The 16594-nt window shown below is 67.7% G+C and carries 15 protein-coding genes; 1 reads left to right on the forward strand and 14 read right to left on the reverse strand.

Going from position 1 to position 16594, the window contains the following annotated elements; all coding sequences use genetic code 11:
* Window positions 1–61 precede the first annotated feature (61 nt).
* Both C457_RS00600 and C457_RS00605 read right to left on the reverse strand, forming a co-directional pair.
* Complete coding sequence (locus C457_RS00600; protein WP_049913333.1) at window positions 62–1438, reverse strand: cytochrome P450; 1377 nt, start codon at window positions 1436–1438, stop codon at window positions 62–64.
* 75 nt (window positions 1439–1513) lie between these two features.
* Window positions 1514–3718, reverse strand: coding sequence for an ATP-dependent DNA helicase (locus tag C457_RS00605; protein ID WP_008090993.1), 2205 nt, complete (start codon window positions 3716–3718; stop codon window positions 1514–1516).
* A gap of 147 nt (window positions 3719–3865) precedes the next feature.
* On the opposite strand from C457_RS00605, the gene C457_RS00610 reads away from it, so the two are divergent.
* Complete coding sequence (locus tag C457_RS00610) at window positions 3866–4336, forward strand: hypothetical protein (RefSeq protein WP_008090996.1); 471 nt, start codon at window positions 3866–3868, stop codon at window positions 4334–4336.
* A gap of 36 nt (window positions 4337–4372) precedes the next feature.
* On the opposite strand, the gene argF is transcribed toward C457_RS00610, so the two are convergent.
* From argF to C457_RS00670, 12 genes are all read right to left on the reverse strand, one after another.
* Window positions 4373–5272, reverse strand: a complete 900-nt coding sequence (argF, locus tag C457_RS00615) for an ornithine carbamoyltransferase (protein WP_008090997.1) — start codon at window positions 5270–5272, stop codon at window positions 4373–4375.
* A 63-nt stretch (window positions 5273–5335) separates the two neighbouring features.
* Window positions 5336–6511, reverse strand: coding sequence for a [LysW]-lysine hydrolase (locus tag C457_RS00620; RefSeq protein ID WP_008090999.1), 1176 nt, complete (start codon window positions 6509–6511; stop codon window positions 5336–5338).
* The gene (locus C457_RS00625) at window positions 6508–7644 is read right to left on the reverse strand and encodes an aspartate aminotransferase family protein (RefSeq protein ID WP_008091002.1); all 1137 of its coding nucleotides are present in this window, start codon (window positions 7642–7644) and stop codon (window positions 6508–6510) included. The genes C457_RS00620 and C457_RS00625 overlap by 4 nt, the downstream gene beginning before the upstream one ends.
* Entirely contained in the window at window positions 7641–8573 is a 933-nt protein-coding gene (locus C457_RS00630) for an acetylglutamate/acetylaminoadipate kinase (RefSeq protein ID WP_008091004.1), read from the reverse strand. Before C457_RS00630 ends, C457_RS00625 begins: the two co-directional genes overlap by 4 nt.
* Before the next feature lie 54 nt (window positions 8574–8627).
* A complete protein-coding gene (gene argC / locus C457_RS00635; protein WP_004973998.1) occupies window positions 8628–9671 on the reverse strand; it encodes an N-acetyl-gamma-glutamyl-phosphate reductase in 1044 nt (347 codons plus the stop codon).
* Window positions 9668–10543 (reverse strand): lysine biosynthesis protein LysX, encoded by an 876-nt coding sequence (gene lysX, locus C457_RS00640; RefSeq protein WP_008091006.1) that lies wholly within the window; start codon window positions 10541–10543, stop codon window positions 9668–9670. Before lysX ends, argC begins: the two co-directional genes overlap by 4 nt.
* Before the next feature lies 1 nt (window position 10544).
* A complete protein-coding gene (gene lysW, locus C457_RS00645) occupies window positions 10545–10724 on the reverse strand; it encodes a lysine biosynthesis protein LysW (RefSeq protein WP_004045057.1) in 180 nt (59 codons plus the stop codon).
* A 317-nt stretch (window positions 10725–11041) separates the two neighbouring features.
* The gene (gene argH, locus C457_RS00650) at window positions 11042–12508 is read right to left on the reverse strand and encodes an argininosuccinate lyase (protein ID WP_008091017.1); all 1467 of its coding nucleotides are present in this window, start codon (window positions 12506–12508) and stop codon (window positions 11042–11044) included.
* Window position 12509: 1 nt separating this feature from the next.
* On the reverse strand, window positions 12510–13727 hold the full coding sequence (locus C457_RS00655) for an argininosuccinate synthase (RefSeq protein ID WP_008091019.1): 1218 nt from the start codon (window positions 13725–13727) through the stop codon (window positions 12510–12512).
* A gap of 484 nt (window positions 13728–14211) precedes the next feature.
* Complete coding sequence (locus C457_RS00660) at window positions 14212–15426, reverse strand: cation:proton antiporter (protein ID WP_008091020.1); 1215 nt, start codon at window positions 15424–15426, stop codon at window positions 14212–14214.
* On the reverse strand, window positions 15426–15911 hold the full coding sequence (locus C457_RS00665; RefSeq protein ID WP_008091022.1) for a cation:proton antiporter regulatory subunit: 486 nt from the start codon (window positions 15909–15911) through the stop codon (window positions 15426–15428). Before C457_RS00665 ends, C457_RS00660 begins: the two co-directional genes overlap by 1 nt.
* Window positions 15912–15984: 73 nt before the next feature.
* Window positions 15985–16587 carry a dolichol kinase gene (locus C457_RS00670; protein ID WP_049913334.1) on the reverse strand — a complete coding sequence of 201 codons (603 nt, stop codon included), beginning with the start codon at window positions 16585–16587 and terminating at the stop codon, window positions 15985–15987.
* Window positions 16588–16594 lie beyond the last annotated feature (7 nt).

Raw genomic sequence — 16594 nt, forward strand, 5'->3', positions numbered from 1 at the left:
CGGCGATTCGACCGCGTCGCCGTCGGCGAAGCGACGACCGCCGGTGTGTCGCCCCGCCCCGTCAGTCGCGCGCCCGGAGCCGCATCCCCATCGGCTCTTCGGGGTGCATCGTCAGCGACCCGCGAAGCGAGAACGGCTCGTCGCGGACGTAGTCGAGTTCGTACCGCTGGGCGACGGTGCCGAGGATGAGCCGCCCTTCGAGCAGCGAGAGGTGCTTACCGATGCAGTGGCGCGGCCCCCCGCCGAACGGGAAGTACGCGAAGCGCGGGCGGTCCCCGGCCCGCTCGGGTGCCCAGCGGTCCGGGTCGAACGAAAGCGGGTCGTCCCACCAGCGCTCCGACCGGTGGACGACCCACTGCGGGAGCATGATGGCCGAGCCTTCCGGGACGCGGTAGCCGCCCAGACGAACGTCCACCTTCGGCTCGCGGAACATGACGTACACCGGCGGGTACAGCCGCATCGCCTCGTTCAGCACGCGTTCGGTGTACTCCAGCTTCCGCACGTCTTCGAACGTCGGCGTCCGCCCGCCGAGCACCTCGTCCAGTTCGCGGTGGAGCTTCGCCTCCGCCTCGGGGTGTTGCGAGAGCAGGTACCACGCGTACGTCAGCGTCAGCGCCGTCGTGTCGTGGCCCGCGAGGAGCATCGTCATCAGCTCGTCGCGGAGGTTCTTTTCGGTCTGCTCGCCCTCGTCGTGGGCGCGGAGCAGAATCGAAAGCAGGTCCATCGGCCGGTCGTCGCTCGTCGCGTCGGCCGACACCGACGACGCCGGCGTCTCGCCGTACTCGGTCCCGCGGCGCTCCTCGACGATGTCCCAGACGAGCGATTCGAGTTCGGACAGCGCCTCCTTGTACTGGCGGTTCTCCCGCGTCGGGGCCCAGTCGGGCGTCAGGAACCGAAACGGGTCGGGTTCGAACCGCGCCCCGAGCGGTTCGAGGTTCTCCTGTACCCGCCGAATGCGCTCGTCGTCGAGATCGGTGCCGAACATGGCGTCGACGATTATCTCGACGGTCAGCCGCGCCATCTCCAGTTGCACGTCGACCACGTCGCCGTCGCCCCACGACGACAGCATCGACTCCGTCCGGTCGGTCATCATGCCGGCCATCGTCGAGATGCGCCGCACGTCGAACGCCGGCTGGGCGAGTTGGCGCTGTTTCTTCCACGTCGCACCCTCGCTCATGAGCAGGCCGTCGCCAAGCAGGTCGCCGATGGCGCGGTCCTGGAACTGCGGCTTCCTGAACTTCGACGCCTCGCTCACGAGCACCGTCTCGACGTCCGCCGGATTCGTGAGCATGTAGGTGTCGAGCGGGCCGAGGTCGAAGTGGACCACGTCGCCGTAGGCGTCCGCGACAGCCGTCAGGAACGTAAACGGGTCGCGGGCGTACTGTCTGCTCGCGCCGAACAACGGGAGGCCCTTCGGTCCGGGAGGGGTCGCACTCATCACCCTGTGTTGGTTCGAACAGGTAAGAATTGCACGGCGGTCGCGACCGACGTTTCCGTGCCGACCGCGACCCGCTCAGGGCCGCGGCGGGTCGCCGTCGTAGGCGTCGCGGTCGTTGTAGAAGTTCAGCATCGCGAACTTGAGCTTGTTCGGCGCGATGTCGACCATCTCGGCGCGCTCTTCGACCGGGAACGACCCGCGGACGCCGTACTTGCCCATCGAGGAGCTCTCGCGGGTGTAGCGCTTGTCGGCCAGCACGCGGACGCCGAAGTCGTCGGGCGCGCGGATGACCCGGCCGAGCGCCTGTCTGGTCTTTCGAATCGTCGGAATCTCGACGGCGTAGCGCCAGCCGGCGTCCTTCTTGCCGCGATAGGCGCGGTCGTAGGCGTCCTGTACCGCCTCCAATCGCTCGGAGAGGTGCGGGTAGGGCACGCCGACGACCACGACCGTCCGGGCGTCGTCGCCGTCGAAGCTCACGCCCTCGGCGAGCGTCCCCCAAAGCGAGGTGAGAAGCACCGCGCCGTCCTTGCCGACGAACTCGCGGCGAAGCTCCTCGGCGCGGACGCCCGGCTCGTCCAAGAACAGCTCCGCGTCGACGTCTGGGTTCGCCCGTAGGCGCTCGTGGTAGCGCTCCGCCTCGGCGTACGACGGGAAGAACACGAGCGTGTTGCCCGGCGTGAACGTGGCCGCGTCGGCCAGCATCCCCTCGATGGTCTCCTGCGTGCTCGGCTCGTCGCGCTCGGAGGAGAACAGCGCGGGCAGCGACACCGAAAATGTCCGGCGGTTCTCCTCGGGGTATTCGAGGCCGTAGGCCATCGTGACGGGGTTTTTGAGGCCAAGAGTCCCCTCCGTCACGTCGAACGGGCGGAGCGTCGCCGACATCAGGATGCTCGCGTGGACCTCCTCGAACAGTTCTTTCGTGACCTCGCGCGGGATACAGGTGTACAGCTCCGCGCGGCCGTAAATCTCGTCGGTGCCGCCGTCGCGCCGGACCGACAGCATCGGATGGCGGCCGAGTTCGCCGCCCATCTCCGTCCAGTCGGCGATGAAGTTCGCCGCCTGTAGCGTCTGGCACTCCTTGCGCGTCGTCGCCTCGCCGTTCTTGTACGCGTCTTCGTACTGCTCGTCTAACTGCTTGCCCAACTGGAGGGCGAGTTCGACTTCCACGTCGATGCCGCGGCCCTCGTAGGACTGCAGGAACTCCATCGTCAGGTCGTCGCGGCGGCCCTGATTGGCGATAGAGAGGTCGTACCAGTTCTCGCCGACCTGCTCGCGCTCGCCGAAGCCGAACGCTTCCTCGTAGCTGTCGCGAAGCGAGTCGAGGAACGTCCCGATGACGTTGCGGGCGCTCTCGGCCCGCGAGTCGTCCTCGTCTTCCAGCTCGTTCATCGCGCTCTCGAGCGTGTTCTCGGTGAGCGCGCGACTCGCGTGGTCGCGGGCCGCGCTCTCGATGTTGTGCGCCTCGTCGAACACCGTAATCACGTCGTCGGGGTCGCGGTCCAACCACCGGAAGAACTGCTCGCGTATCATCGGGTCGAGCAGGTGGTGGTAGTTGCAGACGACGAGGTCGATGCCCTCCATGCCCTCCTTGAGGAGTTCGTAGCCGCAGAGGTTCTGTTTCCCGGCGTACTCGAAAATCTCGTCGGGCGTCCGCACGTCGTCGAACAGCCACTGGAAGAACTCGTCGGTGTTCCGCGCGAGATTGTTGTAGTAGTGCTCGCAGTAGTTGCCCTCCTTCAACTCCTCTAGCTCGTCGTCGATGCTGTCGAGTTCGTCCGTGACGGCGCTTCGCGCGTCGGCCGCGCCGGACTCGCCTTCGCGCATCCCGTCGAGGAGCGACTGCGCCTGCTCGGAGAGCTCGGCCTTGTCGGACTCCTTTTCGACGATGCTCCGGGTCGTATCGCGGAGGGTCTGGCACTCCTGAAAGCCCACGTCGATGTGGCACATCGAGGACTTCCCGCGGAACACCACCGCGCGGATGGCCTCCTCTCTGGTGATGGCGCGGGCGTCCTCGACGAACTGGCGCATCTGCTGGTGGACGTTCGTCGTGATGACGACCGTCTTGTCGTGCTCGCGGGCGTACGAGAGCGCGGGCACGAGCGCGGAGATGGTCTTCCCGGTCCCGGTCGCCCCTTCGAGGAGGACGTTCCGCTCGTCGTCGAGGGCGTCTGCGATGCCGGACATCGCCGCCTCCTGGTTGGGGTACGGCTCGTCGTACGGGAAGAACCGCCACGCTCCGTCCGCGTCGCCGTCGTCGGGTGCGCCGTTGGCGTGGGCCACGGGAGAATCTCGGCCGCCATCCGATTAAAAGGCTCGGAGCCCTCGACACCGCCGGACTCGACAGGTCCGGTATAATGGTACCCCTGCGGTGCGGCGGTGCCGCCCGTCCGAGTGACCGTTATCGTGCCAGACGTTGGCACGCTAACCATGGCCTCTGAAACAGCCACGACACGACTCGAATCGACGACGGCCACCTCTTGGCGCACCGGCGTCGCCGCCGGCTCGCTCGCCGCCGTCGTCATGGGAGCGATGATGGTCGTCCAGATGCGGCCGGTCCTCGAAGTCGCTATTCCCTCGATGTACGGCTTGACGGGCGGGGCCGCCGGCTTCACCATCCACGTCGCCCACGGCGCGATTCTCGGCGTCGCGTTCGCCGGCCTCGTGAGCGCCCTCGACTTCGACCTCGACGGTTCGCTCAGGTCGCTCGGAGCGGGCGTCGGCTACGGCGTCGTCCTCTGGGTCGTCCTCGCCGTCTTGGTAATGCCCGTGTGGCTCGGTGCGGTCGGCTCGCCCGCGAACCCGCCGCTCCCGAACGTGAACGCGACGAGCCTCGTCGGCCACGTCGTCTACGGGGCCGTCCTCGGGGCGTCGTACCCCGCGCTCGACGGCGTCTTCTGAGACGCTGAAAAGAGCGGCGACCGCTGCAGACCCGGACTATTCTTCGAGCAGTTCGACGATGAGCCCTTTCTGGGCGTGCAGGCGGTTCTCCGCCTGGTCCCAGACGAGCGAGCGCTCGCCTTCGAGCACGTCGCCGGTAATCTCCTCGCCGCGGTGGGCCGGCAGACAGTGCATGACCTTCGCGTCGGTGCTCGAAAGCAGGTCCTCGTTGAGTTGGAATCCCTCGAACGCCTGCAGTTTCTCGTGGCGCTGGTCCTCCTGACCCATCGAAATCCAGACGTCGGTGTAGACCACGTCCGCGTCAGCGACGGCCTCCTCGGGGTCGGTCGTAATCGTCGGCGTCGAGCCGAGTTCCGCCGCCTTCTCGAGCACGTCGTCGTCGACGCCGTACGCCGGCGGCGTCGCCACGGTGAGGTCGATGCCGGCCATCGCGCAGCCGAGGACGAACGACTGGCCGACGTTGTTGCCGTCGCCGACCCACGCGGCCTGCACCTCGTCGAAGTCGCCGACGTGCTCGCGGATGGTGAGCAGGTCGGCGAGCGTCTGGCAGGGATGGGCGTCGTCGGTCAGACCGTTGATGACCGGCGCGTCGGAGTGTTCGGCGATTTCGAGCAGGTCCTCGTGGTCGAACAGGCGGACCATGATGGCGTCGCCGTAGCGACCCAGCACGCGCGCGGTGTCCGAAAGCGGCTCGCCGTGGCCGAGCTGGATGTCCTCGGGGCCGAGGAACAGCGCGTGGCCGCCCAGTTCGGTCATCCCCGTCTCGAAGGAGACACGCGTCCGGGTACTCGGCTTCTCGAAGAGCATCGCCAGCGTCGCTCGGGTGAGTTGCGTCTCGTCGTCGCCGGACTTGATGTCGGCGGCGCGGGTGAGGACGCGGTCTAACTCCGATGCGCTGATGTCGTCGATGTCGGTGAAGTGGGTGGTTTCGAGCATTGTGTCGTGTGTCGTGTCTCCGTGTCGGTTCGTCGTCTCGGTCGGTCGTCCTCGCCGCTCGCCTCAGTCGTCCGCGAGGCGCTCGCACACGTCGACGAGCACGTCGATGGCGCTGTCGAACTCGGCGAGGTCGAGGTGTTCGTTCGGGGCGTGGTCGAGGTCCGAGTCGCCGGGACCGTAGGTCGCCATCGGGCAGTCCCACGTGCCGGCGAAGATGTTCATGTCGCTGGTCCCGGTTTTCCGGAGGAGCCGGGGTTTCACGCCGCCGACGTTGCGGATGGCGACGCGGAACGCCCGCGCCACGTCGGTGCGGGGGCTCATCATGACCGGCGGGATGGGCTTGTTCCAGTGGACGCCGCCGCGGGTGAGTTCGCCCTCCGCGACCTCGCGCACGTCGTCGATGGAGAGCCGCGGCGGGACGCGGAACTGCACGTCCACCGTCGCCTCGACCGCGAGGCCGTCGTCGGTCGGGCCGCCGTCGAACGTTACGGGCTTGGTCGTCACCGTGTCGAAGACGCCGTCGCGCTCCTCGTCGAAGAAGTCGGCCACGCGGGACCACCACGCGACCGCGGACTGGATGGCGTTCTCCTCGGGGCGCGAGGAGTGGCCGAGTTCGCTCGTCGCGATGTACGTTCCCGAGAGGAACCCGCGGTAGCCGAGCGTGACGCCGTCCCAGCCCGAGGGCTCGCCGTTGACGACCGCGTCGGGCTCCTCGCGGTCCTCCACGAGGTGCCACGCGCCGCGCGAGGAGGTCTCCTCGCCGACGACGCCGACGAACGAGACGCCCGTCTCGACGGCCGCCGCGGCCATCGAGCAGAGCGGCCCCGTCGCGTCGACGCTGCCGCGACCCCAGAGGACGCCGTCTTCTATCTTCACCGGCACGTCGCCGGGGACGGTGTCGACGTGGGAGGTGAGAAGCACCGCGTCGTCGGCGGGCGCGCGGACGTTGCCGACCTCGTCTATCCAGACCTCGCGGTCGTGCGCCTCGAAGAACGCCTTCAGGACCTCGGCGGCCGCCTCCTCGTCGCCCGACACCGAGGGCGTCGAGACCATGTCGTAGAGGAGGTGGCGCGCGTCGACCCACTCGCCCTCGTCGAGAGCGTCGGTGTCGGCGTCTGCGCCGGAGGTCACGCTGGCGTCGGCTTCGGCGTTGGCTGTCGTCTCCGCCGTCGCCTCCGCTTCTGCTTCTGCCGCCGCTTTCGCCTCCTCGCCGTCCTCGCGGTCGATTTCGGCGTTCATGATAACACGTTCGTCATGGCGTCGACCGCGCGGTCGGCGTGTTCCTCCTCGATGACGAGCGGCGGCAGGAACCGGACGACCGTCCGGCCCGCGGGGAGCGCGAGCAACTGCTCGGACAGCGCGAGGTGTTTCAGCGTGCGGTTCGCGCCGCGTTTGACCTCGACGCCGACCATGAGGCCGTCGCCGCGGACCTCGCGGACCGGCAGGTCGTATTCCTCGACGGCGGCTTCGAGCTCCGTCGTGAGGTAGTCGCCCACCGCGGCCGCGTGGCCGGGCAGGTCCTCTTCGACGATGGTGTCGAGGGTGGCGTTCGCCGCCGCACAGACTACGGGACCGCCGGAGAACGTCGAGCCGTGAGAGGCCGCGCCGTCCGCAATCCAGTCGGCACAGAGCGTCGCGCCGAGCGGCAGGCCGTTGGCGATGCCCTTCGCGCTCGTGAGGATGTCGGGGACGACGCCGGCGTTCTCGCAGGCCCACAGCGCCCCGGTGCGACCGATACCGGTCTGAATCTCGTCGAAGACGAGCGCCGCGCCGGCGTCGTCGGTCAGGTCGCGGGCGGTCTGGAGGTACTCCGCCGCGGCGGGGTTGATGCCGCCTTCGCCCTGAATCGGCTCCAAGAAGACCGCGGCCGTTTCGTCGTCGATGGCCTCGGCGAGTTCCTCCTCGTCGCCGTAGCTGACGAACTCGACGCCGCCGGCGACCGGCTCGTAGGGCTTCTTGTACTTCTGTTTCCACGTGAGCGCGAGGCTCCCGAGGGTGCGGCCGTGGAAGGCGCGCTTCGTGGCGATAATCTTCTGGCGGCCGGTCGCCGAGCGGGCGAACTTCATCGCCGCCTCGTTGGCCTCCGTGCCGGAGTTACAGAGCCAGACGTTCGAGATACCGCCGGGCGCGAGCGTCGCCAGCTTCTCGTAGAGTTCGGTGCGGACCTCGACGGGGTACGACGCCTGCACGTAGGTCAGCTTCGCGGCCTGCTCTTGAATCGCCGAGGTGACCGCGGGGTGGGAGTGGCCGAGCGCCGCGACGGCGTAGCTCGCGCCGAAGTCGAGGTACTCGGTGCCGTCGTCGGAGTAGAGATACGGCCCCTCGCCGGACTCGATGGCGATGGGTTTCTCGTTGAAGACGAAGCCGCTCATTGTTCGGCCTCCTCAGCTTCGACCAGCGCGCCGGGCGTCACGTGCGTGCCGCCGTCGTTGAGCGCCGTCACGATGGGGTCGTTCAGGTTCGCGTCGGAGACGATGACCTCGGCGGCCCCGCCGTCGAGCGCCTCCTTCGCGGCCATGACCTTCTTCGTCATGAACCCCTCGGCGGCCGATTCGAGCGCCGAGAACTCCTCGGGCGTGTCGGCCGTCTCGATGAGCGTTGACTCGTCGTCGGGGTCGGCGTAGACGCCTTTCACGTCGGTGAGGACGACGAGTTTCGCGCCGAGCGCGCCCGCGACCGCAGCGGCGGCGCGGTCGGCGTCGGCGTTGACCGGCACGCCGTCGTCGGCGAGCATCGGAACGGTCACGACGGGCGTGTAGCCACCGTCGAGGAGGGTTTCGAGGAGCGTCGCGTTCACCGAGGTGATCTTCCCGGAGTGGTCGCCGCGTTTGATTTTCTTCTTGCCGTCTTCGATGACCCGGACGGCCGACTTGCGCGGGCCGGTCAGGAGGCCGCCGTCGACGCCCGAGAGGCCGAGCGCGTCGACGCCCGCCTCGCGGAACAGCGCCGTCAGGTCCGTGTTGAGCTTGCCGGGCATCACCATCGAGAAGACCTCCATGGTGCGCTCGTCGGTGAAGCGGCCGGAGACGCCCGAGGGCGACTCGACGTACGTCGGCTCCTCGCCGAGTTCTTCGAGCGTCTCGTCGACGGCGGTCGAACCGCCGTGGACGACGACCACGTCGGTGCCGTTGGCGACGAGGTGGGCCACGTCGGAGACGGCTCCCTTCGGGTCGACGGCCTTCGCGCCGCCGATTTTGACGACGACCGGCGGCTCGGAACCGCCATCCGTGAGTAGGTTCGCTTCGTTGTCGACGAGCTGTTCGTGTGCCGCGAGCAGTTCCTCGCGTGTGTATCCTGTCATAGTCGAAATGGTGCGTAAATCGTGGGTCGGAGCGAGCGTTCGGGGGCGGTGCGGTCAGGGCGAGCCGATGGGGTGGAAGCCGGTGAAGTCGAGTCCGGCGGTCTCCTCCAGCCCGAGCGCGATGTTGGCGGCGTGGACCGCCTGCCCCGCGGAGCCTTTCATCATGTTGTCGATGGCCGAGAAGACGACGAGTCGTCGGTTTCCGGGGTCGATTTCGAAGCCGACCTCGCCGAAGTTCGTCCCGGCGACCGACTTCGGTTCCGGGTAGCGGTAGACGCCGCCGCCGCCGGCGACGGTGCGCATGAACGGTTCGTCGCCGTAGGAGCCGCGGAACGCTTTCCACATGTCGCCCTTCGAGACGGGGCCGTCGGGGAAGACGTGACAGGTCGCCGCCGCGCCGCGGACCATGTCGACCGCGTGGACGGTAAACGAGACCGAGAGGCCGAGGTACTCCTCGATTTCGGCCTCGTGGCGGTGGCCGGTCGGCGCGTAGGGGCGGACGATGCCCGAGCGCTCGGCGTGCGACGACGCCTTGCTCGCGCCCGCGCCGCCCTCCGACGAGCCGACTTTCACGTCCACGACGACCTGCTCGTCGCCGGAGAGGATGCCGGCGTCGAAAAGCGGCTTGAGGCCGAGAATCGTCGCAGTCGCGTTACAGCCGCCCGCGGCGATGAGGTCCGCGCCGGGGAGGTTCTCGCGGTTCAGTTCGGGGAGCGCGTACTCCGACTGTTCGAGGTATTCGGGGCAGACGTGGCCGTCGTACCACTCGTCGTACTGCGCCGCCTCGGAGAGACGGAAGTCCGCAGAGAGGTCGACGACGGTGTCCGCCGCGTCCTGAAAGGCGTCGATGTGCTCCATCGAGACGCCGTGGGGCGTCGCCGTGAACAGCACGTCGACTGATTCGAGGTCCTCCGGCGAGGTGAAACGGAGGTCGAGGTGACGAAGGTTCGGGTGGACGTGACCGACGGTCTTGCGCTCGTAGGAGCGGCTCGTCGCCTGTTCGACGTCGAAGTTCGGGTGGCCGTCGAGCAGGCGGAGCAGTTCGCCGCCGGTGAAGCCGGAGCCGCCGACGACGCCCGCGGTGAGCTGTTCGCTCACGCCGAGACCTCCGCCAGCGACTGCTCGCCGTCGGCCTTCGCTTCGAGCCAGTCGACGACCGTCGCGGGAACGTCCGCCTCGACGGCGTCGTTGAGCGCCTTGAACTCGACGGTGTGGTTGACCTCGTGGACGGTGTAGTCGTCTCCGGTCTCCATGAGGTCGACGCCGAGGAGGCCGCCGCCGACCGCGTCGGACGCCTGCTTGACGAGTTCCTTCGCGCGGTCGTCGAGTTCGAACTCGTCGACGCTCGCGCCCTTCGCGGCGTTCGTGAGCCAGTGGTCCGACGAGCGGACCATCGCGGCCACGGGTTCGCCGTCGGTGGCGAGCACGCGGATGTCGCGGCCCGGCTTCTCGACGAACTCCTGGATGTAGAACACCTTGTGCTCGTAGTTCCCGAGCGTCGACTTGTGTTCGAGGATGGCCTCGGCGGCCGCCTCGGAGTCGATTTTCGCCATCAGGCGACCCCACGAGCCGACGACCGGCTTGAGGACGCAGGGGTAGCCGAACTCCTCGACGATTTCCATGGCCGAGTCGACCGTGAAGGCCACTTTCGTGTTCGGCGTGGGGACGCCCGCGTCAGCGAGCGCGAGGCTGTTTTTCGCCTTGTCGGCGCAGATGTCGGCGGTCTCGTGGGAGTTGACGACCGGGATTCCGTACGACTGCAGGAAGCGCGTGATGTAGATGCTCCTGCTCGTCGCCAGACAGCGGTCGACCACCACGTCGAGTCCGTCGAACGATTCCGGCGGCTCCGTGAGGTCGAACTGCTCTTTCCGAACGTCTATCTTCGTCACCTCGTGGCCGCGGTCGCGAAGCTCGTTGAGCAGGAGCTTCTCGTCGCGGCGAATCCGGGAATAGAGCAGTCCAACGTGCAATTTACTCTCCCCAGTCCTCTTCGAGTTCGGGCGCTTCTTCGAGTGTCACGGGGTCGAGGGAGACGACCTCAAGCTCTGCGCCCGTGGCGGGGCTGTCGATGATTTCGCCGACTTCGACGTCGGCAGGCAGCTCGATTTCCTCTCCACTCAGCGGGTCTTCCGCGGTGATGGTGTCGCTCATTACATCCGTGGCTGGTCGACGGACGGTATTAAAGCCGTCGAAAATTACACGTCGAAAATAAACGCAAAGAAGTCTCTAGCGGGTGTTATCTGTCGAATCGGCCGACAATACGGGTCAGCCGAACGACGCGTCGAGCTTGGGTGCCACGCTCACTCGACGCCGGAGACGGGACCGGTCGTCGGACCGGTCGACCCGTCCCCCGCGTCGGGCGTGGTCGTCGTCGGGGTTCCGGTCGGGGTCGCCGGAGCCCGGCCGGTCGTCGCGGCGCGGTCGCTCGCGGTCGTCGGAGCAGACCGGCGGGCGTCGCGTCGGTGAACTCAGACATAGCTCGAGACCTCCTCTTCGAGACCCTCGGCCGCCGCGGCGAGCGAGTCGCGCGCGTCGGCGACGGCGGCGGCGTCGTCCGAGAGCTCGTCGCGGGCCGTCGAGAGCGTCGCCTCCACGGCGGCGGGTGCGGGCCCGCCGACCGAATCGCGACTCGCCACGCTCTCGGTCGGGTCGAGCGCGGCTTCGACGGCCTCGGCTGTCACGTGCGTAAAGAGTGACTCACCTAATACGTCCGTAGCGACGGCGTCAAGTGTTGCCACGTCGGGCGTTCCCTCGGAGCGGGCGGCCGCCTCCGCGACGACCTCGTGGGCCGTGCGGAACGGCAGGCCGGCCATCGCCAGCAGGTCCGCCACGCCGGTCGCGGTCGAAAAGCCGTCGCCCGCGGCCGCGGCGAGTTCGTCCTCGGGCCACGTCGCCGACCCGACCGCGCCGGCGGCGACCGCGGCCGCCTCGGCCACGTCGTCGACGGTGCGGAACGCGTGTTTGTGGGCGCGCTGTAGGTCGCGGTTGTACGCGCGCGGGAGTCCCTTCAGCGTCGTCAGGAGGCCGGTGAGTTCCCCGACGGCGTCGCCCGCGACGGCGCGGACGAGTTCCATCGTGTCGGGGTTCTTCTTCTGCGGCATGATAGAGGAGGTCGACGAGTAGTCGTCCGACAGCTCGACGAGGCCCTTGTTCGAGAATATCACGAGGTCCTCGGCGAGGCCGGAGAGCGTGACCGCGTGGGTCGTGAGCGCCGACAGCGTCTCCGCGAGGAAGTCGCGGGTCGCCGAGGCGTCCATCGAGTTCTCCATCACGCGGTCGAAGCCGAGCAGGTCGGACACGAGTTCGCGGTTCACGTCGAAGGGCGTGCCCGCGAACGCCGCCGACCCGAGCGGCGACTGGTTGATGCGCTCGTACGCGCACATGAGGCGGGCGCAGTCGCGGGCGACCGCCCGTTCGTACGAGAGGAGGAAGTGCGCGACCGTCGTCGGTTGCGCGGGCTGGAGGTGCGTGTAGCCGGGCATTACCGTCTCGGTGTGTGCCGCGGCCGTCTCGAGTAACGACTCGCGCAGAGCGAGCGCGGCGTCGAGGGCCGAAAGCACGTCCTCGCGCAGACGGTAGCGGATGCAGGTCGCCACCTCGTCGTTGCGCGAGCGGGCGGTGTGCATCTTCCCGCCGTCGGGTCCGACGATGTCGATGACGGCGGCCTCGATGGCCTCGTGAACGTCTTCGCCGCCCGAAAGCGCGTCGTGGCCCGCGGCCTCGACCTCGTCCAGCGCGGCGAGAATCTCGCTCGCGACCTCGGACTCGATGATGTCCTGCGACGCGAGCATCACGACGTGCGCCCGGTCGACGGCGAGGTCGGCCTCGAAGATGCGTTCGTCGGCCGCGAGGCTCGACATGAACCCGCGGGCGGGGCCGCCGCTGAAGCGGTCCCGGCGGATGACGCCCTCGGAGTCGCCGTCCTCGCCTGCCATCTTACTCGTCGCTACCGCCGTCTGCGGCGAGTTCGGGCTTCTGCTTTTTCGCGCTCTGGTTGGCGAGGCGCGCCTGGAAGCCGTGGTACTTGGCGACGCCCGTCGCGTCGGCCTGTTCGATGCCGTCGACCGTCTCCGTGTTGAAGGAGGCGGCGGACTCGGAGTACGCGGCGTACTCGGATTTGCGACCGACCGGGCGGGCCTGCCCGCCCTCGAACTTGATGGTCACGGTGCCCGTGACGCGCTCTTGGGTCTTCTCGAGGAAGGCGTTCAGCGCGCCCACGAGCGGGGCGTCGATGAGGCCCTCGTAGGCCTTCTGGGACCACTCGTTGTCCACGGTGGCCTTGAAGTCGCGTTCCTCCTTCGTGAGGACGAGCCCTTCGAGCGCCTCGTGGGCGTTCAGGAGCGTCGTCGCGGCCGGGTGCTCGTAGTTCTCGCGCACCTTGAGGCCGAGCATGCGGTCTTCCATCATGTCGGTGCGGCCGACGCCGTGCTTGCCGGCCTTCTCGTTGAGGAACGAGATGAGTTCGAGGGGTTCCATCTCCTCGTCGTCGACGGCGACCGGGTAGCCGTCTTCGAACGCGATTTCGATGAGTTCCGTCTCGTCGGACGGCTGGTCGGTCCACTCGTAGATGTCCTCCGGCGGGACGTAGCCGGGTTCTTCGAGGTTGCCGCCCTCGATGGAACGGCTCCAGAGGTTCGTGTCGATGGACCAGACGCCCTCGTTGCCGCCCTGCACCGGGAGGTCCTTCTCGGCGGCGTACTCGATTTCCCACTCGCGGGTCATGCCCATCTCGCGGACGGGTGCGATGACTTCGAGGTCGGAGGCGCGCCAGACCGCTTCGAAGCGAAGCTGGTCGTTGCCCTTGCCCGTACAGCCGTGGGCGATACCGTCACAGTCCTTCTCTTCGGCGAGTCCGAGGATGGCCTTAGCGATGACCGGGCGCGCGAGCGCGGTGCCGAGCGGATAGCCCTGATAGTCCGCGTTGGCGCACACCGAGTCGAGACAGAGCTGTGCGAACTCCTGTTTCGCGTCGACGACGTAGTGTTCCAGCCCGAGGGCCTCGGCCGTCTCGTAGGCCTCCTCGAACTCCTCTTCCGGCTGGCCGACGTCGACGGTGACGCCGACGACTTCGTCGTATCCGTACTCCTCTTCGAGAATCGGGACGCAGACTGTTGTGTCGAGTCCGCCCGAGAACGCGAGTGCGACTTTCTTCATGTACTCGTCTGTGGCGGGGACATACAGATAAATTCTTTGCATTCAATTTCTGAAATTAAGTAGTAGAGATGCCTATAGGCACGAAAATAGGTGATTAGCGATTTCGACGTGTCCCGAAGGAGATGATGATTGTGGCCCTAAAGGGCCCGTCGTCGGGGTCGGACAGCCGCGGCTCGCAGCGGGGCAAAAGTGGCGAAGGTGCTGCGAGTCGCCATGGTTGCGAAACGCTACGACGTCTTCCCTATTAAACGCTTCCGGCGACGCAAACGTTTCCTCAGTCGAGCAACTCCCCGGCGAGTTCGACCAGTAGTTCGTTGTCGACGAGCGCGACCACGAGCGCGATAATCGCGAGCACGACGACTGCGATGACGAGCCACTCGATAAGGGTCATAGCACCCGCAACGTGGCGACTCCTCCGGTAAGTGTTCTGTGGCCGTTCGGGTCGGTCGGCGTCGACGGGTCGAAAACGCCGCGCCGGGACGAATCAGGCGCTCTCGGTCGAGGCGTCTCCGTCTGCCGCGCGGCCGCGGAACACGAGTCGCTCCACGAGGTCAGACCGCTGCATCAGCACCGTCCCGAGCGCGCTCATGACGAAGACGTAGCCGACCGCGAACGCCGGGATGATTTCGCGCATCACCGGCGTCGTCCCCGCGGCGGCCAGCGCCGCGATGACAAGCGAGAACTCGCCGCGCGGCACCAGCCCGACGCCGACCCGGAGCGACCGGTGTGCGGAGAGGTCGTACGCCCGACCGCCGAAATAGCCCGAGAGAATCTTCGACGGCGTCGACACGACGACCGCGATGGCGAGCGGGACGGCCGCCGCCGCCAACAGCGTCGGGTCGGTGCCGAGGCCAATCCAGAAGAAGAACACCGCGGCGAACACGTCGCGGACCGAGACGAGCAGGTGTTCGAGTCGCTCCCGGTGGCCGCTCGTCGAAAAGCCCATCCCGACGAAGAACGCCGCGACGGCCTCGCTCACCCCGAGCGCGAGCGCCGCACCCGAGATGGGAACGACGACCGCGAGCGCCCGCAGGACGAACGCCTCCTCGTTCTCCACGTCGAGGACGCGGGCGAAAAGCACCGTCCCGTACTGGACGGCCACGAACAGGAGGCCGAGGAAGCCGAAGGCGATGGCGAGCGAGCGACCGATGGCCGCGATGCCGCCGTCGCCGCCGAGCACGAGCGAGGTGACGACCGCGAGGTAGACCGCGATGGCGAGGTCCTCGAAGACGAGCGTCCCCAGAATCGGCTCCGACTCGGGGTCCGCAATCCATCCGAGGTCGATGAGCGTCTTCGTCACGATGGCCGACGACGAAATGTAGACGATGCCACCGAGCAGCAGCGCCTCCACCGGCGACCACCCGAGAACGAGACCGATGGCGATGCCGATGGGGAGGTTCACCGCGAGGTCGATGACGCCCGCGCGGCCGATTTTCGCTCCCGACGACCGGAGTCGGTCGAGGCTGAACTCCAACCCGAGGAAAAACAGGAGGAGGACGATACCGAGTTCCGCCAGAATCGCCACCACTTCGCCGTTCGGGACGTACGGGAGGCCGAACCGCCCGGCGACGTACGGTCCGGCGACGACGCCGCCGACGACGTAGAGGGGAATCACCGACAGGCCGACGCGGAGCGCGACTGCTCCGACGACCGCGAGGACTGCGAACAGGTAGCCGAATTCGAGCAGCGCCGCTGCCATCAGGTCCCTTTCACGAGCGCCGTGAAGTCGCGGCAGGCCGCCTTGGGACCGATGACGACGAGCGTGTCGCCGGCTTCGATCATCGTGTCGCCGCCGGGCGAGGTGATGACCTCGTCGTCGCGATCGATGGCGATGACGGACGCGCCGGTCGCCTGCCGGAGGTCGGACTCGCCGAGCGTCTTGCCCGCGACGTCGGAGTCAGCGCCGACTTCGACCCACTCGATGAGCGTGTTGTCGCCGAGGAGCGTCTCGATGGTCTCCGTCTGGACCGGCTGGAAGTACGCGCCTTCGAGGAGCGTCCCCACCTGTCGGGCCAGCTTGTCGGTGAGTTCGAACAGCTTCTCGGAATCGCTGTCGGCGCTCGGACGCCGGAACACCTCCCGTTTGCCGGTGTTGTGCGTCACGATGACGAGTCGGGAGCCGTCGCCGAGTTCTACCTCGTGTTTCTTCCCGACGCCCGGAAGGTCGCTCTCGTAGACAGTCATGACTGTCCGGTTCGTCGCCGACCGAAATAAAATCGCATCACGGACCGACACCCGAACGCCGACCGCGTTCCGTTCAGGCGACCAGCCAGAGCGTCACCGCGATGGCGGTACAGGCGACCGGCGGAATCGAGAGGTTGTCGTCGATGACGTAGCCGGCGACAACCGGTTTCACGCCGTCGGCCAGCGTCGCCCCCGCGGCTCCGACGGCCGCGGCGAGGCCGCCCGCGACGACCCCCGACACGGGAATCACGAACGGGGCGGCGAGGACGAAACAGACCGCGAACATCGCCGCGAGCGTCCGCGCCGACTTCAGTTCGCCGACCGGGGCGGAGCCGAGGAGGCCGCTTATCGGGTCGCCGATGGTGAGCATGAACATCCCCGGAACCGCGACGTGCGGGTCGAACACCAACGCGACGGCGGTCTGGCTGTAGACGTACAGCGCGTAGCCGGCGACGTTGTCCTGTTCGTACTCGCGGGTGAGTTCGTCGTAGACGACCCATTCGAGGCCGCCGAACAGTCGAAGCAGTTCGAGGACGCTGACGACCGCCGCGAGGAAGACGAACAGATACCCGAGGGTACGCCACTCGACCAGCCCGAGGAGGTACAAAAGCGGCATCCCCGAGCCGCTCGCGTGGACCAGTCGCCGTTTCACCTCGGCGGTGCTCGGTCGCCCCACGGCGGGT

This window comes from Haloferax prahovense DSM 18310 (genome assembly GCF_000336815.1).
GTDB lineage: Archaea > Halobacteriota > Halobacteria > Halobacteriales > Haloferacaceae > Haloferax > Haloferax prahovense.